At 64.7% G+C, this 20,162-nt stretch carries 14 protein-coding genes; 13 read left to right on the top strand and 1 reads right to left on the bottom strand.

Annotation, left to right across the window (positions count from 1 at the left end):
* The first annotated feature begins 31 nt into the window (after window positions 1-31).
* The 5 genes from OPIT5_12975 (at window position 32) to OPIT5_12955 (ending at window position 7,891) form a co-directional block, all read left to right on the top strand.
* Entirely contained in the window at window positions 32-1,951 is a 1,920-nt protein-coding gene (locus tag OPIT5_12975; GenBank protein AHF90987.1) for an anchor protein, read from the top strand.
* Between the two features lie 97 nt (window positions 1,952-2,048).
* Window positions 2,049-2,816, top strand: a complete 768-nt coding sequence (locus tag OPIT5_12970; protein ID AHF90986.1) for a hypothetical protein — start codon at window positions 2,049-2,051, stop codon at window positions 2,814-2,816.
* 168 nt (window positions 2,817-2,984) lie between these two features.
* Window positions 2,985-4,670, top strand: a complete 1,686-nt coding sequence (locus tag OPIT5_12965; protein ID AHF90985.1) for a beta-glucosidase — start codon at window positions 2,985-2,987, stop codon at window positions 4,668-4,670.
* The gene (locus OPIT5_12960) at window positions 4,667-5,083 is read left to right on the top strand and encodes a hypothetical protein (protein AHF90984.1); all 417 of its coding nucleotides are present in this window, start codon (window positions 4,667-4,669) and stop codon (window positions 5,081-5,083) included. The genes OPIT5_12965 and OPIT5_12960 overlap by 4 nt, the downstream gene beginning before the upstream one ends.
* Window positions 5,084-5,164: 81 nt before the next feature.
* Window positions 5,165-7,891: an alpha-galactosidase gene (locus OPIT5_12955; protein ID AHF90983.1), complete on the top strand. Its 2,727-nt coding sequence runs from the start codon at window positions 5,165-5,167 to the stop codon at window positions 7,889-7,891.
* Between the two features lie 46 nt (window positions 7,892-7,937).
* Here the strand turns inward: OPIT5_12955 and OPIT5_12950 are convergent, their stop codons facing one another.
* Window positions 7,938-9,362, bottom strand: a complete 1,425-nt coding sequence (locus OPIT5_12950; GenBank protein ID AHF90982.1) for a hypothetical protein — start codon at window positions 9,360-9,362, stop codon at window positions 7,938-7,940.
* A 104-nt stretch (window positions 9,363-9,466) separates the two neighbouring features.
* Between OPIT5_12950 and OPIT5_12945 the strand changes: the two genes are divergently transcribed.
* The 8 genes from OPIT5_12945 (at window position 9,467) to OPIT5_12910 (ending at window position 20,139) form a co-directional block, all read left to right on the top strand.
* Window positions 9,467-10,234, top strand: coding sequence for an N-terminal cleavage protein (locus OPIT5_12945; GenBank protein AHF90981.1), 768 nt, complete (start codon window positions 9,467-9,469; stop codon window positions 10,232-10,234).
* 173 nt (window positions 10,235-10,407) lie between these two features.
* The gene (locus tag OPIT5_12940) at window positions 10,408-12,132 is read left to right on the top strand and encodes a glycoside hydrolase family 5 (GenBank protein AHF90980.1); all 1,725 of its coding nucleotides are present in this window, start codon (window positions 10,408-10,410) and stop codon (window positions 12,130-12,132) included.
* Between the two features lie 302 nt (window positions 12,133-12,434).
* The gene (locus OPIT5_12935; GenBank protein AHF90979.1) at window positions 12,435-13,511 is read left to right on the top strand and encodes an acetylxylan esterase; all 1,077 of its coding nucleotides are present in this window, start codon (window positions 12,435-12,437) and stop codon (window positions 13,509-13,511) included.
* 56 nt (window positions 13,512-13,567) lie between these two features.
* Window positions 13,568-14,437 (top strand): glycosyltransferase family 1, encoded by an 870-nt coding sequence (locus OPIT5_12930; GenBank protein ID AHF90978.1) that lies wholly within the window; start codon window positions 13,568-13,570, stop codon window positions 14,435-14,437.
* Between the two features lie 198 nt (window positions 14,438-14,635).
* Window positions 14,636-15,541, top strand: coding sequence for a glycosyltransferase family 1 (locus tag OPIT5_12925; GenBank protein ID AHF90977.1), 906 nt, complete (start codon window positions 14,636-14,638; stop codon window positions 15,539-15,541).
* A gap of 152 nt (window positions 15,542-15,693) precedes the next feature.
* Window positions 15,694-17,637, top strand: a complete 1,944-nt coding sequence (locus OPIT5_12920) for a heparinase (protein ID AHF90976.1) — start codon at window positions 15,694-15,696, stop codon at window positions 17,635-17,637.
* Window positions 17,541-18,731, top strand: a complete 1,191-nt coding sequence (locus OPIT5_12915) for a LacI family transcriptional regulator (GenBank protein AHF90975.1) — start codon at window positions 17,541-17,543, stop codon at window positions 18,729-18,731. Before OPIT5_12920 ends, OPIT5_12915 begins: the two co-directional genes overlap by 97 nt.
* Window positions 18,732-19,029: 298 nt before the next feature.
* Window positions 19,030-20,139, top strand: a complete 1,110-nt coding sequence (locus tag OPIT5_12910) for a glycoside hydrolase family 29 (protein AHF90974.1) — start codon at window positions 19,030-19,032, stop codon at window positions 20,137-20,139.
* Window positions 20,140-20,162: the final 23 nt, after the last annotated feature.

The raw sequence follows: 20,162 nt of genomic DNA, 5'->3' as shown, positions 1-20,162 counted from the left end.
ATCCCGCCAACACACCGCCGGACGCCCTGTAATGTCCCTGGCACTCACCGTCCTGCTGGCCGCCACACCGGCCATCGCTGCTGATTCCGCCTGGAACGGCGGCGATGGCAACTGGTCCGCCGCCACCAACTGGACCCCCGACACCGCGGCTCCCGGAGCAGGCGACACCGCCACCATCACCGGCAGCTCCGCCGATCAGACCGTCACCTATGACTCCGCCGCCAGCGGTCTGCTCGGCACACTGATCCTCGATCAGGCCGCGTCCGGCTTCGCCAACACCCTACTCGTCTCCAAATCACTGACCATTGCCAGCGACATTGCCCTCGGCGGCAACGACGCCCTCGGCACCGCGCAACTCCAACTCGGCGCGGGCACCACCCTGAAAATCGGAGATGCCACCACTCGCGGCGCGCTCACCATCGGCCAGAACGCCGTCCTCCTGGCCACCGATTCCTCCAGCAGTCCCACCATTGATGCCAACGTCACCCTCAACGCCGGCGGCCTCATCACCCTCAACTCGGCCGCCGCCGTCGACACCCGCACCACCCTCCTCGGCAACTTCACCGCCAACGGCGGCACCATCGAACGTGTTGCCGGCAACGCCGGACAAGGCATCCTCCAGCTCAAAGGCGCGACCAACGTCCTTAACAACGTCACACTCTCCGACACCCTGGCCAGCACCAAGGGCCTGCCCTACATTTATCTCAACGGCAACGCCACCAGCGGCGCCGCCGACCAGTCCTTCTCCACCAACATCACCGTCCCCATTCTCGCCCTCCGCGGCGCCACCGGCACCAAGACCCTCGCCACCACCGGCTCCGGCGTCATCACCCAAATCCGCCTCGGCAACTACGCCGCCAACAGCGAACTCACCCTCAAACTCGGCGGCGATCTCGCCCTCACCAACGGCATCGCCGACGGCGTATGGGGAGCCTCCACCGGCACCACCCTCAACCTCGACACCGCCGGCCACACTCTCACCAACACCAGCACTCTCAATTTCATCAGCGCCAACCTCACCGGTGCGACATGGAATATCAAAAACACCGCCGCCACCGCCGGAAAAATCGTCGCTGCCAACTACACCTTCAACGCCGCCAATACCAACACCGTCACGGGCGACCTCACCCTCCAGGCCACAGGCACGGGGGCCAACGCGTTTGCCAACGCCACCTTCGGAGCCTCCACCCGCTTCCACTACACCGGCACCGCCGGCTCCTTTTCCAGCACCAACGCCCTGGCCAGCATCGAAGTCGGCAACGGCGTCAACGCCTCCGCCCTCACCCGCACCGGCAGCGCCCTCACGCTCACCGGCAACCTGAAAATCAACACCGCCGCCACCTACACCGCCGGCGGCTACGCCACCACCCTCACCGGCAGCATCACCGGCTCCGGCACCTACCACGCCATCAATTCCTCCGGCAACGTCACCTGGTCCTCCGGCTCCATCGGCGGCCTTTCCGCCGGTGACGCCGCCGGCCAGACCGGCACCCTCACCTTCAGCGCCGCCGGGACTGTCTCCGGCATTCCCACGATCAACCTCGCCGCCACGTCCGTCTCCGTCTTCGATATCGCCAGCGCCTCCAGTTACGACGTCGTCAACCTCGGCGCCTTCAACATCGCGTTCAACGGCACGCTGTATCTGAATTTCCTGGACGGCTACACGCCGGAGGACGGAGCCTCCTTCGACCTGTTCCGGAGCGCTTCCGAATTGAACAGCGCATCCGTTGCCTTCACCGGCACGAAAAGCGGCGATTTCATCACGATCGCCAGCAACCTCGCCGGCTTCGAATTCTCCTTCGATGCCGGTACCGGCATCGTTTCCGTCACCAGCGCCATCCCCGAGCCCGCCACCGTCGCCATCCTGGCCGGTCTCGCCATGCTCGCTGGAGCCGCCATCCGGAAACGTCGCCGCCTGGCCCGAGCATTTCCCGCAACCAACAGCCAATAACATCCTCACCGGTCGGGCCGGCGCGCCACGCGCCGGCCTGATGACCCTCCTCCATCCCTCCTCCCGGCTCCCGTTTTTCCACCCGCAAAATCCATCCATGAAACAGCACCTCGCCCCCGTTCTCGCCGCCACCCTCGCCCTCCTTGCCGCTGCCGCCGCCACCGCTCAGCCCCTCTTCCGGGAAAACTTCGGCGGCGATACCCCCAAAGGCACCCTTTTCCCCGCCGAGCCCACCCCCGGCACCTGCAACGGCTGGTATGCCCCTCTCAATACCGACGACTCCGTCAACGGCTCCCGCCCCCACGCCTGGACCTGGGGCCTTGCCAAAGAGAAACTCGACATGGCCGTCACCTTCCAGAGCCGCGCCCAACCCGAAGAACAACGCTGGCTCTTCCGCAAGCTGACCACCGGAGGCCCCCTCGCCGAAGGCCGCGCCGTAACCAACCCCAAACTCACCGCCCTTTTCAATATGGCCTGGGGCGGCAACTCCTCCGCCTACCATTACAACCTCGCCCTCCTCGACGACTCCGGCAACGGCTATGTTGCCCAGATCAGTCGCGCCGGCACCGCCACCCTCTATCGTCTCGACAACGGCCTCACCGGCGGCTGGACCATCCTCGGCACCAGGGAAAGCGAGCACCAGTTCAACACCAACCTCATCTGGCTCTCCATCTCCAACGGCAAAGTCACCGTCGCCAGCAAGCTCATCACCATGAAAAACATCCCCGGCCCCGAGCTTGCCGAAGCCGACACCACCTACACCCGCTTCACCACCATCGGCGTCGCCGGCATCGGCTATCAGGACGCCATCGATGTCCGCGTCCGCAACGTCACTCTCGAAGGCCAGGTTGTTTCCGGAGAGTGACAAAATGCAAAGCGCAGGGAAGGAGGTTTCCGGCCGCCGGACGAGGCCCTCCATGCCTCCTCCTTCGCTTTCCATCGCCTCCCGGTTTTTCCCGGCACCTTGACCACGTTCCGTCTTTCTCCTCCCGGCAATCCCCGGATCCAACGCCAAACACGTATCCCTTAAATTATGACAACCGTCTCCCTTCTCCGCCGTTTCCTCCTCGCCTCTCTCGGCGCGACCACACTCCTCTCCGCCATCGTGGCCGCCGCGGAGGCGCCACGGCTCACCGCCACTGGCCGTGAATATCCGCTCATCTCCCCGGGTGCGGGAGAAAAAGACCTGCGGCTCACTCTCCCCGCGACCCTCCGCGCCACGACCATTCGCACCGAAGTTCGTGCCTATGATGTCTCCGCCGGCATCGCCCCCAAACCCCTCTCCACGACGACCACTCCCATCCCCGTCGCCACGCTCTCCACCACCGCAGACACCCGCGACCTCACTCTCAAGGTCGACCTCCCCCGCCTCGGCCTCTACGACATCACTTTCACCGCCCTCGACACCGCGGACGAACCCGTTGCCGCCATCAACGTCTCCTGCGCCGCCGTCCCCCCGCGCACTGAAGTGGGTCCCGCCGATTTCGCCACCGCCACCCACTTCGGCCACACCCCCACCGCTGACGACCTCGAATCCGTCCCCGCCACCCTCGCCCTCATCAAACTTGCCGGCTTCTCCCGCATCCGCGACGAAGTCTCCTGGGACACCGTCGAGCGCACCCCCGGCGCCTTTGTGTTCGGCCCCCATCACGACGCTTACATCCGGCAAGCCGCCGACCTCGGTCTCTCTCCCCTCATCGTTCTCGATTTCGGCAACGCCCGCGCCTACCCCGAAGCCTTCAAAGGCACCAAAGGCTTTCCCGAAACCGCCGAAACCCGCGCCCTCTTCGTCCGCTACGCCACCGAACTCGTCAAACGCTACGGCAAACAGGTCCGCCACTGGGAAGTCTGGAACGAACCCCAGGCCTGGGGCAAACCGACCAACGAACACTACACCCTCCTCCTCAAAGAGGTCTACGCCGCCATCAAAAAACTCGACCCCCTCGCCACCGTCATCGGTTGCGGCGGCGGCGGAGCCGGAGGCGGCCCCGGCGGCGACTATGCCGCGGCCGTCATCAGCCACGGCGGCCTCGACTCCATGGATGCCTTCAGTATCCATCCCTACATGACGCCTCCCGGCACGCCCGACAACGGCTACGGCGCCTGGAACTCCCCCATCGGCCGCGTCAGCATCCCCAGCGTGTCGCAGCACCTCCGCCGCTTTATCGACAATCCCAAAAACCTCCGGTCCGACGGCAAAAAACTCGGTCTCTGGGTCACCGAATACGGCGCATTCACCTCCCCCGTCAGCTTCGTGCAGGGCGAACCCTTCCAGGCCCTTTTCCTTACCCGCGCCTACCTCCTCGCCCGCCGCCACGGCACCATGGACGTCCTCGTCTGGTATGATTTTCGCGACGACGGCACCAACCCGCAAAACCCCGAACACAACTTCGGCATCATCCGCAAAGACTACTCCCCCAAACCCGCCTACGTCGCCACCGCCACCCTCACCCATACCCTGGGCGACCGTCCCTGGAAACGAGCCATCATGGAAAACGCCACCTGTGCCATTCACGAATACAGCAACGGTGACGACGACTCCGTGATCGCCGGCTGGTGCGTCCAGAGCCTTTACCACGAACTCGTCAACATCCGCCCCAAGCCCGGCCGCTACCTCCTCCGCGACTGGCAAGGCGGCGAACAAACCATCGAGATCGGAGAAAAAGGCTACCTCTGGAAAGTCCGCCCCCTCCCGCAATATCTCATCCTGCAAAAATGAAACTGAACCCCTTCTTCGCCCTCGCGGCTCTCCTCATCCTTGCACCGCTCGCCGCCCGCGCCACGCCCGTCGAACTCCGGTTCCCTTCCGAACAACGCCTCATTTTCACCGGCGCCGGGCCGCAAAGCATCCAGATCGAAGTCGAAACCGGCCTCGTCCTCCCGGGCCTCTCCGTCACCCTCGAACTCCGTCGTTACGACGTGGACGGGCGTCTCCCTCCCCGCGCAGCCAAACCCGTCTCCACCGCAGAATCCACCGACGACATACGCGGCGGCGGCGGTCCTGTTTACCTGCAACTCTCCATCCCGGCCACCGGTTTTTATGAACTCACCGCCACCGCCACCAACGCCGAAGGCGCCACCATCGCCCGCACGCGCACGGTGCTCGCTGCGCTCGCAAGGACCGGAGACTGAAGTGGCGGACGCCCCCATCCGTCAGTCCTCACCCGTTTCCGGAATATCCACTTTTCCATGACATCACTCCGTCCCGCGACCATGCGTTCCCGCTTCAGCCTTTTGCTGCTTTCTCTCTTCACGCTTTCCCCTTCGCTCTTTTCCGCTCCCGCCGCCCCCCTCGTCCGCATCCAGCGCGACGCCGACCTCTCGCAATTTCCCCGCTACGAAATCCGCAATACCACCCCTGCCCCCCTCACCATCGTCGTCACCAGCACCCTCGAGGACACCCGGGGAGAAATCCGTCAGCAGGCGGCCTCAACCTACACCCTTGCCCCCGGCAACATCGACACCTACCCCGCCTACGCCCCCACCCCCGCCGACCCCCGCACCGCGCTGCGCGACGACATCGCTCTCCTCCGCACCACCCTCACCCTTACCCCGGTCACCGTTTCCTCCCCCGCTTCTGACAGTCCGGACCTGAGCTCTGAAACCGGCGGCGAAGCCGTCACCTCCACTCACACCGAAACCCACTCCGCCATTGTCGGCACCCCGCGCCCCGTTGCCCGCGATGGCGACTACTTCATCGGCATGAACGTCCACCTCCAGCGCTACACCGCCGAGGAACAGTGGAAACTGTTGCGCCTGATGAAGGCCGCCGGCGTCCGCTCCGTCCGCATCGAGCCCGGCTTCCGCGCTCGCGAGGCCGACGGCACCTTCCTCATGGACCCCCGCTACGAACAGGCCCAGCTCGGCGCCGAGGCTTTCGGCATGAACAGCCTCTTTGCCCTCACCTTCTTCAACCCGGCCTTCCACCGCACCGGCGAAAAAGCCGCCCTCGCCCACGACTGGGCCAAGGCCGTCGGCGAGCACTACAAGGGACGCGTATTCGATTACCAATACGGCAACGAGACCAACTCCGGCTGGAGCGCCTACGGCGCCGCCGCCGACATGGTCGCGCACAACCGCGCGATGGCCCTCGGCTCGCTCGCCGCCGATCCCTCCGCCCGCCCCGCCACCTTCGCCATCGCCGAGGCCGATCCGCACTACCTGCGCGAAATGTTCCGCCTCGGTATCGGCCCCTGGATGAAAGCCGTCACCGTCCATCCCTACTGCGGCGTTCCCGAAGCCGGCATCGCCAAACTGGAGGCCAACCGGGCCGTGATTGGCGAATTCGGAGGCAAGCAGGAAATCTGGGCCACCGAAGTCGGCTTCCACTACGACGAAGGCGGCGCCCTCAACCCCACCACCCAACAGCTTACCCTCGTCAACGGCTACACCCGGGAACAGCAGGCCGATTATCTCGCCCGCCTCTATCTTCTCGGCCGCGCCAAAGGCATCGAACGCATCTACTGGTATAACATGTATGGCAAGAACGACCCCGAAACCTTCTGGCTGGTCGACGCCGACATGAATCCCCGGCCCGTTTACCACACCCTCGCCTTCATCTCCACCTGGGTGAACGACGCCATGCCCCTCGGCGGCACCGCCTCCACCGAACCCGTCCAGAAACAACTCTTCCGCCGCGCCGACGGCCGCGTGTTCCTCGCCGCCTGGGCGTTGCGCGATGGCGTATCCGTGAACCTGCGACTCCCGGCCGGCGACTACACCGTGCACGACACCGCGGGCAACCGGCTCGACATGGATCCCTCCCGCGCCATCACTCTCGGCGAACGCCCCCTCCTTATCGAAGGCCTGCCCGCCTCCGTTACCAGCTACGAGCACTTAGGACTGCTGGCCGACGCGATGGACGACCGCAATTTCAACCACCCCCTTCACCGCTGGGAAATCGCCGCCGGCGAGACCATCGCCGTCCCCTGCGTGGTCTTCAACGGCGGGAACGCCCCCGTCACCGCCCACCCGGCCGTCGTCGCCCGCATGCCCGGCTGGACGATCAAGCTGCCGGAAGCCTTCGAAGTCGCTCCCGGCCAGACCGTGCGCAGGGACATCACGCTCACCGCCCCGGCCAACGCCGTGCCCGGCGTGGAATACCGCTTCGCCTTCGCGGTCGAGACCGCCGGCCCCGCCCGCACGCAGCCCTGGGAGACCCGCATCTGGCTCAGGGGAGCCTTCCCCTATGCCCGGCATTTCCTGGAAAAAACCGTTCCCGATTACCCCGTCCGTCGTCCGATCGACGAAGATGCCACCGGATTCGGTCCCGCCGAAGTCATTGCCCGCCGCGCCTCTTCCGCGCTCACACCCGATTCCATCGACGGCAACCTGACCGCGAACAAATGGAGCCCCGACGATTTTGTTCCGCTTGCCCAGCACGGACACTGGAAATTGCGCGACGCCCTCCACCCCGCCGACCAGGACGCCCGCGTTCGCGTCGCGCTTCGCTGGGACGAGCATCACCTCTACCTCGCCTGGCTCGTGCAGGACGACGACCTCAGCCTCCTCGATCTCACCAGTCGTGACTGGCGCGATGCCGACAACGTCCGTCTCTTCCTCTCCGCCGAATCCGATCCCGAAAAACGCACCAAAAACATCAGCCAGCGGGATCTTCTCGTTCTCATGGCGCCAACCCGCCAATTTCACGATGAAGCCCCCGCCGTCCTCGTCGCCTCGCTCGGTGGATATGTCCGCACCGGATACGAATCGAAAATCAGGATCGCCAGTCGCGTCTGGCACGGCGGTTACCTCATCGAGGCCGCCGTCCCCTTCGCCGCCATCGGCCACACTCCCGCCTCCGGCGACACCCTTGGCGTCAACCTCATGAGCGACGATTGCGACCACGGTTTCCGAAAATCCGTCTCCCTCCTCGCCCTCGTCAACTACGACTACTGGAACTCCCCGCGCGCCCTCACCCGGCTCCGCCTCGCCGACTGAAACGCCGGCATCCGGGCACGCCAGTGCACGCCCGGCAGCGCCCCGGTCACGGCGCCGAATTCGGCCCCTCGGTGCCACGCGGACGGGGCACACGCTCAAAGGAATCCTCAAGGTCGGCCCAGAGAAGCCCGAGCCGGACCGTGACCAGCGTCACCGTGATCGCCACCAGCAGCGCCGTTATCCCCATCAGATAACCCGGCATCCCGAAATGCAGGCACAGGCTCAGCGTCGTCACGATCGACGCCAGGTAAACCGCCTGTCCGGCCATGATCGCATTGGGCCGCTTGCGCCAGGCCGCCAGACCCTCGGCATGTCCGCGCATCGCCTGCAATACCGGCAGGATGCCCACCACCAGCATCGCGCCCGCCGCCAGCGGCACATCCGCCTCCGGCAGATTTTGCACGTTGACGAAATACCACCGCGCCACGGCGGGCACCTGCCCGAGCAGCGGGAAAATCGCAAGCACCAGCCCTGCGACGATGGCGAAACGCAGGAGGTTGTTCGCGTACCTGTCTCCCGGTGGAAACGCCAGCACCACAGCCTGCATGCGCAACGCCGCAAAACCCACCGGATTCACGATCCCGAGCACCATGTAATGGACAGGCAACATCTGTGTCGGCGCTTCCGCGCGCGCGATAAACGCTCCGATGATGATTCCTGAAAACGCCAGCAACACCCCTCCGAACGACAACGGGATCGTGAACAGGAACTGCGTGCGCAGACTCGACACCGAAGTAGTCTCACTATGGATACCTGGAATATAAGGCCGCGCAAAATACTGCGACAGGAACAACTCCAGCCCCACCGGAATTGTCATCGCGATCACCCCCATCTGGTAGCCCGTCCAGCCGAACACCGGGAAAAGCCACGCGAAAAAAAGCGTGAGTGCGATGCGTGCCAGTGTCGCCCAGTTGGCCGGCGCGCTGGCGCGGGCGTTGTAGAGGGCGACAAGCGGCGCGTTGCGCAGGAAGAACAATAACTGCACCGGGATGCACATGAACGTCACGTTGCGCGCGATGTGGTCGAGCGGTTCCGGCAACCCGAGAATCCCGCGAAAAACCAGCCCGTCGATGCCCGGCAGGCACACGCATCCCTGCGCCACGAGCAACGCCACCGCGAACATCAGGTTGAGCCGCTTGAAAAGCCGGAAACCCTCCGCGTCGCGACCGAAAAGCATCCCTGTGGTGAGCAACCCGCCGCCGAGCGAACCGATGACAAACATGATGCCCATTCCCTGGGCGAACGCCGCGAGCGCGTCCTTGCCGAAGGCTCCGTGCGAAACAATCGAGGCGACAAGCGGATACGTGAGGCTTTGCGACGCGGCCTGGATGACGAGCGGAATATAAAATTTCGTCGCTCGCCAGGGCGTGTAGTCGGAGAGAGTTGGCTGGATGCCCGTCTGACACATGTCCACATGCCTCAACAGACACCCCGCCGCAATGACGAGCCTATTCCCCCCGCCAAACACCATCGTTACGGTAACGTTAATAATACCTCTCCAACACCGCCTTCGCCAGGCAAGGATTTCGCTGTCGATCCCGCCTGTCCATCCACCCCGAACATCACCCGAAACACATGAAACCCGCATCAGCCACTCCCCGAGACACTTCCGGCAACGCGGCCGCGTTCACGCTTATCGAACTCCTCACCGTCATCGTCATCATCGGGATCCTCTGCGCCATCATCATCCCCACCACGGTAAAAGTCCGCCAGAACGCACGCACGGCCCAGTGCCTCTCCAATCTCCGCCAGATCGGCATCGCCAGCATGGCCTACGCCAACGACAATAAAGACATGCTGCCCCTGCGTGGAGCATCCGATGGCGACTACAATACGACCTTCCCGTGGCCGATCGGCTCCTCGGAACGCGGAAAGACCTGGAACCAGAAAATCGCCTCCTATATGGGCATGGACTGGGTCAGTGCCCGGTCCCGCTTCATCTGCCAGGAAGCCAATCCCAAGCCGGACACCGACCATAAAACGACCTACAATATCTCCTTTTTCCTCGATAGGGGTCCCGTGAAAGGACGCGTTTCCAATCTTAGCAAACCCATCATCCTGGTGGCGGATTTTGAAACAGGAAATTACGATGGCATCTGGCCGTGGAATGCTTCGAGCTATGCAGGCACGGCGAAGCGAACACAGGCATTTCGCCATAACGGCGGCACCCGCCAGAACGTTGTCCTTACCGATGCCTCGGCCAGGAGCCTGACAGGCAAACAGGCCGGCATCTTCGGCGGTTCTACCAGTATTGCCCCCAATCTCTGGATGGTTCCGGAGGATACGAAATTACCCGCACCAATTACATTGAACCCAAGCGCTCCCTCCGAATTCGTTCCCTGATCAATTCCATTGGCTCCGGGTATTGTAGCTATAAATCAACTACGCATAACCGGATATTCCCCTCGGGCGGTAGCGACCTTCACCGCCCGCCTTGCAATTTGCCTCCGCAACCGGACTTCCCTCTTCATCTCCTGTCCTCTTTTCACCGCCCTTTCCCGACGAGACATCCCCCGATGCACAAACCACGCCCGTTCTGCCGCCTCTGCCATGCCCTGATCACTGCGCTTGTCGCCGGCCTGCCGCTGCTTGCCGCCGCACCCGCCTTCGCCGCCGACGCCGCGTCCGAATCCGCCCCCACCGTATCCTCCCCCACCGTATCCTCCCCATCGATACTCCCCGACGGCACCTTCGAGACCCTCGACCCCGCCACCGGCCGCCCCGCTGGCTGGCCCGGAGGCCGCGCCGTCTCCTGGGAGACCGAACCCGATCCCGCCACCGGCCAGCAAAACCGCTTCCTCCGCATCACCTCCGGCGGCCCCGCCCGGATGGATTCCCTCTACCTGCCGGTCACCTTGCCCCCCGGCGCCGGAGCCCTCGAATTCTCCGCCCGCGCCCGCGTCACCGACCTCAAAAAAGGCCCGAAATCCTGGAACGACGCCCGTGTCATCATGAATTTCAAGGACGCCACCGGGAAACAGATCGGCAGCGCTCCCCCCGTCTGGTTCGGCGCCAACACCGAAGGATGGAAAACCCCCGTCACCCGCTTCCTCGTGCCGCCCGGCGCCACCACGCTCGACTTCCAGCCCACGATGTTCAATGCCGCCGCCGGCACCCTCGACCTCGACGACGTCATCCTCCGCCCCATCCCCCGCGCTCCCCTCGAAGCCGAACTCGCCCGAAACGCCCCGCCGCCCGCCCCCCCGCGCGAGGTGTCCGACCCGAAAAAATTCCCTCCCGAAATCCGCGTCCAGGGCAACCGCCTCGTCTCCCTCCGCGACGGCAGCGAAGTCTGGCTGCAGGGCGTCAACGTCGCCAGCATGGAATGGCGCGCCAACGGCGAGAACGTCCTCCGCTCCACCCTCGTCGCCATCGAGGACTGGAAAGCCAGCGTCATCCGCATCCCCGTGAAGGAAGAATACTGGTACGGTCGCAACGAGACCCAGAGCGACGGCGGCAAGGCCTACCGCGAACTCGCCGACGCCGTCATCACCCTCGCCGCCAACCGCGGCGCCTATGTTGTCATCGACCTCCACCGCTACCGCGCCCCCCGCCCCGAGCACATCGAGTTCTGGACCGACGTCGCCACCCTCTACAAAAACCATCCCGCCGTCCTCTTCGATCTTCTCAACGAAGCCCACGGCGTCTCCTGGGAGCTCTGGCGCAACGGCGGCTTCGTCGAGGAAAAGAAAAAGGCCGGCGAAGAAGACACCTTCCTCACCGACGCCGAAAAAAAGTACAACAAGCACGGTTTCGAATCCCCCGGCATGCAAAAAATGGTCGAAGTCGTCCGCGCCACCGGCGCCCGCAACGTCATCGTCGCCGGTGGCCTCGACTACGCCTACGACCTCTCCGGCATCGTCAACGGCTACGCCCTCACCGACACGCCCGACGGCAACGGCATCATGTACGCCTCACACATCTATCCCTGGAAACGCGACTGGCAGGGCAAGATGCTCGACGCCGCCGCGCTCCACCCGATCCTCATCGGCGAAGTCGGCGCCGACGTCAAAAAAATGCCCTTCGAGACCGACGAGACTTTTGTCCCGCCCGGGACCTGGGTGCCCGACATGCTCGGGCTGATCCAAAAGCACCGCCTCAACTGGACCGGCTGGTGTTTCCACCCCAAAGCCGGCCCGCGCATGCTCGCCGACTGGAAATACACTCCCACGCCCTTCTGGGGCGAACCGGCCAAACGCGCCCTCGCCGGCGAAAAATTCGAACTCCGGCGCCTCCGCTAAAATCCTCCCGTTCGTTCCAATCCATTTTGAACAGAAGGCAACAAAGAGAACGAATAATACCAGTGTCCCGAATGTTTTTGATTTTACACAAAGGCCGCAAAGGACGCGAAGAAGGTAACTGGCAATCCTTTGCGCTCTTTGCGGCCTTTGTGTAAAAATCTGAAGGCTTTGGGGCTTTGGTATAACAACCAAGGACGCTTGTCATTTTTTCTTCTCAACATGTTTATGAAAAATAAGTTATAATACATATCAGTCTTTGTTTCATCTTCGTTTCCTCCGTTTCCTTCTGTTCAAGACAATCCATGAAAACGCCCTCCCGCCTCCTGTTCCCTCTTCTCTCGCTTGCCGCGCTGGCCACCACGCTTTCCGCCGCCGTCATCCCCGCGACCGATCCGCAACTCCGCTACACCGGTCGCTTCGACCGCACCGATCAGGCCGGCCCCCGCTGCACCTGGACAGCCAGCGCCGTCGCCCTCACCCTCACCGGCGGCTCCGCCAGCGTCACCCTCAAGGGCGCAACCGGCAAAAACCACTGGCAAGTCGTCATCGACGGCCAGCCCGCCAGCGTCCTCGCCCTCGAAGCCGGCGAAAAAGAATACCTCCTCGCCAGCAATCTCCCTCCCGGCCAGCACACCATCGAGCTCGTCAAACGCACCGAAGCCTCCCAAGGCGCCACGCAAATCGTGTCCTTTCGCATCGACGATGCGGAAAAGCTCCTGCCCACCCCCGTCCGCTCCCGCCGCATCGAGGTCATCGGCGATTCCATCAGTTGCGGCTACGGCAACGAAGCCGCCAGCAAGGAAGAAAAATTCACCCCCGCCACCGAAAACGGCTGGCTTGCTTACGGCGCCGTCGCCGCCCGCGCCGTGGATGCCGACTACACCTGCATCGCCTGGGCCGGCAAACGCCTCTGGCCCGGCAACAGCATCATTGATCTCTACGACCAGACCGCGCCCACCGTCACCTCGGCCAAATGGGATTTCGCTTCCGTCCCCGCGCCCGACGCCGTCGTCATCAACCTCGGCACCAACGAATTTAACGATCAGAAAAACCCCAACGAAGCCGGCTGGACCACCGCCTACCTCCGCTTCATCCGCGAAATCCGCACCCGCTACCCCGAGGCCCTCGTTTATTGCACCGTCGGCCCCATGCTCAGCAACTGGCCCGGCGACCGCAAACCCCGCGAGACCATCCTCGGTTATCTCGCCAAGGTCGTCGAGCAGGCCAACGCCGCCGGCGGCCCCCCCGTGCGCCTGATCGACTTCGGCACGCAGTATCAACACCACGGCATCGGCGCTTCCTGGCACCCCAGCGTCAAGACCCACTCCCTCATGGCCGAAAAACTCACCGCCGCCCTCAAGCAGGACCTCGGTTGGTAACAATCATTCCGATACGCCTGGCCGTAGTCCGGACCGCCTTTCATCCATCACCGCTCATGAACACCGAAAAACACATTATTCATTGCCGCGCCCGCGTCCTCCTCGTCGTCGCTTCCCTGCTCGTTGCCGGCGGCGCCCTGCCAGCCGCCGACTATTACCTCCAGCGCAACCAGACCCAGGGCTGGCACTGGCATGCCGTCAACGCCGGCACCGGCTGGTTCCCCAAGCCTGCCGGCCACGCCCCGCTCGCCGAAATCGATCCGGCCGGCATCTATCACACCAACGGCTTCCAGGCGCGCACTCGGGAAGTCAACGGCGCCGGCGAGACCGACCTCTTCGAAGGCGCCACCCTCGTCATCGACGGTGCCGCCTCCGGAGGCGCCGGAGCCGCCGCCGGTTCGCTTGCGATCAAGGCCGCCGGTTCCGCCACCGCCAAGGTCAATCATCTCGTGTCCGCCTCCGGCACCTTTGTTGCCGGCACCGGCAGCCGCCCGCAAAACCTCCATATCGTCACCTTCGAGCAATCCGGCACCACCACCTTCGCCGCCACGTCTCCGGGGCGCGGATACAACCTCACCGTCGAAAAACTCACCGGCGCCGGCACCATCAAGTTTGCCGAGCAGGAAATCACGGACAAATCCACGGCCTTCAACCTCACCCTTCAGGACGCCTCCGCCTACACGGGAACCATCGAGTTTTCCGGCGGCGTGCTCTCCTTCGAAAGCAATCTCGACGCCCCCGGCGCCACGCTGGCGCTGAAGGCCGGTTCCACCGTCGATCTCAACGGCAAGACCCTCACCCTCTCCGCCCTGACGGTCGGCGACGCGACGAAAGAACCCGGCACCTACGCCGCCGCCGACCTCCAGGGCCATGGCGTCACCCTCTCCGGCGCCGGCTCCATCATCGTCGGCGCTTCGACACCCTGATGCCAATGGTACGATCGTTTCCCGTCCGTGGCTCTGCTTTTTGTCGTTACGGTAACGCATCAAGACGCTCTCTTCGCCTGCGTAAATCTCCTATAACCCCGTCCAGTTCCCCGCGTCCGCTGCTTCTTCTCCGAACCGGCGGATACGGATTTTTGCCCAAACCCGAATCCAGTCCCGAAACCCGAACCTCGCTCCATCATGAAATCGAAATTCCGTCACATCCGTCCCCTGTTGCTCGTCGCCTCAGTTCTCTCTGCCGCCGCCCTGCCCTCCACCGCACAGGCCGCCGATTATTATCTGCAAAATGACCAAAGTGCAGGCTGGGGATGGAACCAACTTACAGGTGGCACCGGCTGGTTCACCAGTCCCTCCGGAGGCTCCAACGCAACCGCCATGGATCCGGCTGGCATTTATCACACGCGAGGAAAAATCCTCCGAAGCACAAACAACGCCACTGGCACTGATACTTTTGGAGGAGGGACACTCATCCTTGAAAACAGCCTGTTCATTCTCAAGACGTCCGGAGCCGGAACCGCAGTGATCAACCACCTGATCACCCAAGGTGGTTCTTTCTCCTTGGGCAACATCGTCGCTACCGGCCAGAATCTTTCGGTCAGCACCTTCGAACAGACAGACTCCACCCGCTTCTATGCCGATGGCACCAGCAACCGGGGCCTCAATCTGACAATCGGCACGCTGTCCGGCGAGGGCACGATGACATTCGAGAACCTCACCACCAACGGATCGACGATCAATTTCAGCCTCGGCATCACCGACGCCTCGGCCTTCACCGGCACGTTCTCCCTGCTGGGCGGAAACCTGAAGTTCACCAGCGATCTCTCCACGGCCGGCTCTCTGTCGCTGGCCACAGGCAGCAACGTGGACCTTAACGGAAAATCCGTCACCGTTTCCTCACTGACGGTTGGCAGCACCACCCTGGATTCCGGCACGTTCTCCGCCGCCCAGCTGGCGACCTATGGCGTCACTGCCACCGGTGACGGGTTCATTACCGTCGCCGCCATCCCCGAGCCCGCGCACGCCGCCCTCACCGTCCTGCTCGCCGCCGCCGGAGCCGCCCTCGCCCTCCGCCGCCGGAAAGCCTGAACCGCCCGGAAAAAATTCCTCCGCCTCCTTGCTGGCCCCCGTACTCCGGGGGCTTTTTTTTGAGCGACGAAGCACACCTTCGATGCCGCGCCGCCATTGCCACCCGGCAAAAAAACCGCCTGGCTTCCGGCCTTTCGCCCACGCCACCGATCATGCAAAACCTCCTCCGCACCCCGCCCGCCCGCGACGCGCTCCACGCCCTCTTCCGACAATCCCCGCCGCTTTCCCCGCTCCCTCCTTTCGGCGACCCGCGCTGGACCACCGCCTTCACCGCTCCCGCCGCCGGCCCCGCGCTCGCCGCGATCACCCGGCTCGCCACCGATCCCGCCGAACGCGACGCCCCCCTCCCCGAGCTCACCGACGCACTCTATCGCGACTATGCCGCCACCGGCACCCGCATCCGCTTCGAGAAACCCTATTTCGCCCGCCGGCGCCGTCTCGCCCGCGCCGCCATCGCCCTCCTCGCCTCGCCCGACGCCGCTCGCGACCCGCAATCGCCGCTTCTCCGGTCCTTCATCGACAAACTCGAGGACATCTTTGCCGAAGGTTCCTGGGCGCTCCCCGCCCATGTGCACGACACCCCCTCCGGACGCGATCCGCTCGTCATCGATCTTTTCGCCGCCGAGACGGCCCATCTCATGGCCGAACTCCTCTCCGTGTTTGCCGACATCATTCCGCCCGACCAGCAAGCCATCATCCGCAAGAAACTCCGGCGCGACATCTTCGAAAACTACCTCGCCACCGACTGCTGGTGGATGCTCGCCACCAACAACTGGAACGCCGTCTGCCACCAGGGCGTCCTCGGCGCCGCGCTCACCATCGAGGACGACCCCGACCTGCTCGCTGCCCTCGTGGAAAAAGCCGCCCGCCACCTCCCCGCCTTTCTCGACGGCTTCGGCGACGACGGCGCCTGCTCCGAAGGCCCCGCGTATTGGGATTACGGATTCGGCTGGTTCGCGCTCCTCAACGAACAGCTCGAAACCCGCACCCGCGGCGAATGGTCCCTCTTTGCCGGCGACGAAAAAATCCGCCGCATCGCGGCCTACGGTCCCGCCATGAGCCTGCACGGCGGTCACGTCGTCAACTTTGCCGATTGCCGCCCCGACTGCGTCCTGCGCCCCTCCACGCTTCAGTACCTCGGCGCCACGCTCGACCTCCCCGACTGCCTCCGCCAGGCCGGAGAAAATTACACCCGGCTCGCCACGCCGCCGGTCGACTGCGACTTCCAGCGCACCGACTTTCTCTTCTGGTCGCGTTTTTTCCTCCGCCCGCCCGCCGGCACCCACCACTCCAAACCCGGAACCCCGAACGCCAAACCCGGGGAAGACGCCGCCGGCGTCTTCCTCCCCAGCCTCGGCGTCCGGGTCATTCGCGGCCGCGACCGCCACGGCAACACCTGGGAACTCGCCGCCAAGGGCGGCCACAACGCCGAGCATCACAATCACAACGACGTCGGCAATTTTCTGCTCCACATCAACGGCATCCCCTTCGTCGCCGAGATCGGCATGCCCGAGTACAACGCCGCGTACTTTTCCGAAAAACGCTACAGTATTCTCGCCGCGCGCACCCTCGGCCACTCGCTCCCGCTCATCAACGGCTGCGAACAGGCCGCCGGCGCGGAATTCTCCGCCACCGTCCGCCACGCTGGCCTCACGCCCGGCGCCACCTTCCTCCCCTTCGAAGCCGACCTCACCCGCGCCTGGCCCGCTGCCGCCAACTGCAAGAGCTTCATCCGCGGGCTCTCCCTCGATCCGCACGCCGGCGTCTGCCTCTGGACGGATACGATTCACCTCAACGGACCCGGCACGGTAGAGTCGGGTTTCATCACCGACAGCGAGCACGTCACCATCGAGTCGCCGGCCGTGCTCGTGATCCGCGAACCCGGCGCCACCCTCGAATTCCGCATCCGGACCGACGCTCCCGACACTACCACGCCCCCCTGCGCCTGGACCCGCATCGAAACCCACCCCTGCTCCATGCCCGACGGCACCTCGCGGTCATGGCGACGAGCGATCCTCGCACCTTCAGGCACCGGGAATCAGGCCGCCGGCATCACCGGATTTTCCGCCACGGTAAAAATCACCCTCCGCGCTTAATCCTCCCCGCCACTGCCCCTCCGATGAGCGCCTCCGACAAGCCCGCCTCCGACCGCGCCCCCGCTTCCGGCTCCGCCAACCGGCGCGTCACCACCATCGACATCGCCCGCGCCGCCGGCGTCAGCAAGATGACCGTCTCCCGCGCCCTCCGCGGCGAACGCGGCATCTCGCAAGCCACCCGCCAGCACATCCAGGCCATCGCGGAAAAACTCGGTTACCGGCCCGATCCCGCCGTATCCGAACTGATGGGGCACCTCCGGAAAAGCCGCACCGCCGGCTTCGAAACACTCGCCTGGATGACGACCTACGACACCATCGGCGGCTGGCGCGACAACCCCGGCACCTGCGACATCTTTCGCGGCGCCACCGCCCAGGCCCACCGGCTCGGCTACCGTCTGGAAGAATTCAGCCTCCGCACCTCCGGCATGACCCCGAAACGCCTCGGCAACATTCTCTACAACCAGGGCATCCGCGGCATCGTCCTCGCCCCGCTTCTCGAACACGGCAGTATCGAGGGCTTCCCGTGGCAGCACTTCGCCACCGCCTGTTGCAGCCATTCCCTGCTCAGCCCCCTGTTGCACCGCGTGTCCGTCGACCACTTCGAAGTCTTCCGCGTGGCCTGGCAAAACCTCGTCACGCGCGGCTACGAGCGCATCGGCCTGTGTGTATCCGAAACCGACGACACCCGCCTGGCTCACCGCTGGCAAGGGGCGCTGCTCGTCGAAAACCGCGCCCTCCCCGCAAACCGCGGCGTGGAGCCCATGATCAGCGACGACTGGAACGCTGCCGCCTTCCTCCGCTGGTACCGGCTCCACAAGCCCGACGTCGTGCTCTCCCATTTTCCCGAAGTCCTCGACTGGATGAAACACGCCGGCATCCGCGTGCCGCGCGACTGCGGTTTTGCGCTCCTGCGGCTCTGGCACACAAAAGGCATTGCCGGCGTGGACCATCGTTTCCCCGACATCGGGGCGGCCACCGTCTCGCTGGTCGCCGGCGAGCTCAACACCAACCAGTACGGCATCCCCACCGTTCGCAAAAGCGTCTCCATCGAGTGCGTGTGGCAAGACGGCCCCACAGCCCCCGGCCGCTCGTAAAATCCCCACCTCCCCGAAACACCGCGGAGGTCTTCCCGGAGCCGCCGGACCCAGCAGCGGCATGGTTTCCCGCCCGACAGCCGCAAGATGTACACCAGGCTCGACTGGATCTTCCGGACTGCATTCCACCACCGGCGACGGCCGCCAGATCGCCTTCCCGGCCCGCTCCGTCGTCGGCGGCCTCTTCATCCGCCAGCTGGATTACCCGCGCTGCATGCCGGGACACCCAAACCATGCTCAACGTTGAGCACCAGGCAGTTTGTCGCAGGCGCGGCGGTGTGCTGGTGTTTCACGCGTCATGTCAAAACCCGCAACCGTCTCCACCTCGTCCGTCGCCGACGGCACTGTTTCCCGGCCTCCAGCGTCCCTCCTGCTTCCGCCTCACCTCGCGCCGTGTGCGGCCGCGGTTCATGCGTATTCGGAAACAGGTTCCCTGCGAGCCGCTTCCGTGGAATGGTTTCGTGAAGCGGCGTTCGGATTGTTCGTCCACTACAACAACACGAGCCTGCTCCCCGGCAGCAAATATGACCCGCTGCCGGCCGGCGTGACATTTGAGCAACTGTCGGCGCGATTTCGGGCGGAGCGGTTTGATGCGGATGCCATCGCCGGCCTGGCGGCGGAGGCCGGAGCGCGTTATGTGTGCTTCACGCCGTATCATGGCGGAGGTCCATATTTGTGGGACTCGGCGGTGGGCGAACCCTCGTCCATGCGACTGCCGGCAGGACGCGATCTCGTCGCCGAATTGTCGGCGGCGTGCGCGCGGCGCGGGCTGGGCTATTTTCACTACGTGCATTTCACGTTGTCGGAATCCCATGACGCGGTGTGGGCCCGCAACCGGGCGTTGCTGACCGAGCTTGGCCGCAACTATGGGCCGGTCGCCGGCTGGTGGATCGACTCGGCGCCGCATTTCCATCGCGAGCCGGAGAAATATCCACGGCTTGCCGAAACATATGCGCTGCTGCGCACGTTGCAGCCGCACGGCCTGATCTCGTTCTGCGAGGGCGTGCAGGGCGACGAGGATTACCTGACGTTCGAGCACCGGCACGGCCTGCCGGAAAACGCGGAGGCGGGCGGCGCGGGCTGTGTCATCGCGGAACGCCATCGTGGCAAACCGGTCGAGGTGTGCACGACGTTGCAACTGGACCAGCCCGGCGGTTCCGGCTGGCGGATGTGGTTCAATGTGGAACGCGCTTATCACCGGACTGCGGACGAAGCATGGGCCGAACTGGCGGCAGCGCGGCGGCAGGGAGCCAATTTTCTGCTCAACACCGCGCCGCGCGCCGACGGTTCGCTGCATCCGGCGGATGTGGAAACGTTGCGAGCGCTGGGCCGACGCGTGCGGGCGGAAGGACTGCCCGGGCCGATAACGGACGGCGGCGAGGGAGCAGGCGCCGGCAACCGCGGATGAAGGCGCCCGGGCCACGACGGCCC

It is taken from the genome of Opitutaceae bacterium TAV5 (genome assembly GCA_000242935.3).
In the GTDB taxonomy this organism is placed as follows: Bacteria; Verrucomicrobiota; Verrucomicrobiia; order Opitutales; family Opitutaceae; genus Geminisphaera.
The sequence above is the reverse complement of the archived record's forward strand: the minus strand, read 5'-3'. Positions and strand labels throughout refer to the sequence as shown.

Bases quoted from the DNA above. Each gene is read 5' to 3' on its own strand.
- OPIT5_12975 (AHF90987.1), top strand. From the start codon at position 32: ATGTCCCTGGCACTCACCGTCCTGCTGGCCGCCACACCGGCCATCGCT.
- OPIT5_12970 (AHF90986.1), top strand. From the start codon at position 2,049: ATGAAACAGCACCTCGCCCCCGTTCTCGCCGCCACCCTCGCCCTCCTT.
- OPIT5_12965 (AHF90985.1), top strand. From the start codon at position 2,985: ATGACAACCGTCTCCCTTCTCCGCCGTTTCCTCCTCGCCTCTCTCGGC.
- OPIT5_12960 (AHF90984.1), top strand. From the start codon at position 4,667: ATGAAACTGAACCCCTTCTTCGCCCTCGCGGCTCTCCTCATCCTTGCA.
- OPIT5_12955 (AHF90983.1), top strand. From the start codon at position 5,165: ATGCGTTCCCGCTTCAGCCTTTTGCTGCTTTCTCTCTTCACGCTTTCC.
- OPIT5_12950 (AHF90982.1), bottom strand. From the start codon at position 9,362: ATGGTGTTTGGCGGGGGGAATAGGCTCGTCATTGCGGCGGGGTGTCTG.
- OPIT5_12945 (AHF90981.1), top strand. From the start codon at position 9,467: ATGAAACCCGCATCAGCCACTCCCCGAGACACTTCCGGCAACGCGGCC.
- OPIT5_12940 (AHF90980.1), top strand. From the start codon at position 10,408: ATGCACAAACCACGCCCGTTCTGCCGCCTCTGCCATGCCCTGATCACT.
- OPIT5_12935 (AHF90979.1), top strand. From the start codon at position 12,435: ATGAAAACGCCCTCCCGCCTCCTGTTCCCTCTTCTCTCGCTTGCCGCG.
- OPIT5_12930 (AHF90978.1), top strand. From the start codon at position 13,568: ATGAACACCGAAAAACACATTATTCATTGCCGCGCCCGCGTCCTCCTC.
- OPIT5_12925 (AHF90977.1), top strand. From the start codon at position 14,636: ATGAAATCGAAATTCCGTCACATCCGTCCCCTGTTGCTCGTCGCCTCA.
- OPIT5_12920 (AHF90976.1), top strand. From the start codon at position 15,694: ATGCAAAACCTCCTCCGCACCCCGCCCGCCCGCGACGCGCTCCACGCC.
- OPIT5_12915 (AHF90975.1), top strand. From the start codon at position 17,541: ATGGCGACGAGCGATCCTCGCACCTTCAGGCACCGGGAATCAGGCCGC.
- OPIT5_12910 (AHF90974.1), top strand. From the start codon at position 19,030: ATGTCAAAACCCGCAACCGTCTCCACCTCGTCCGTCGCCGACGGCACT.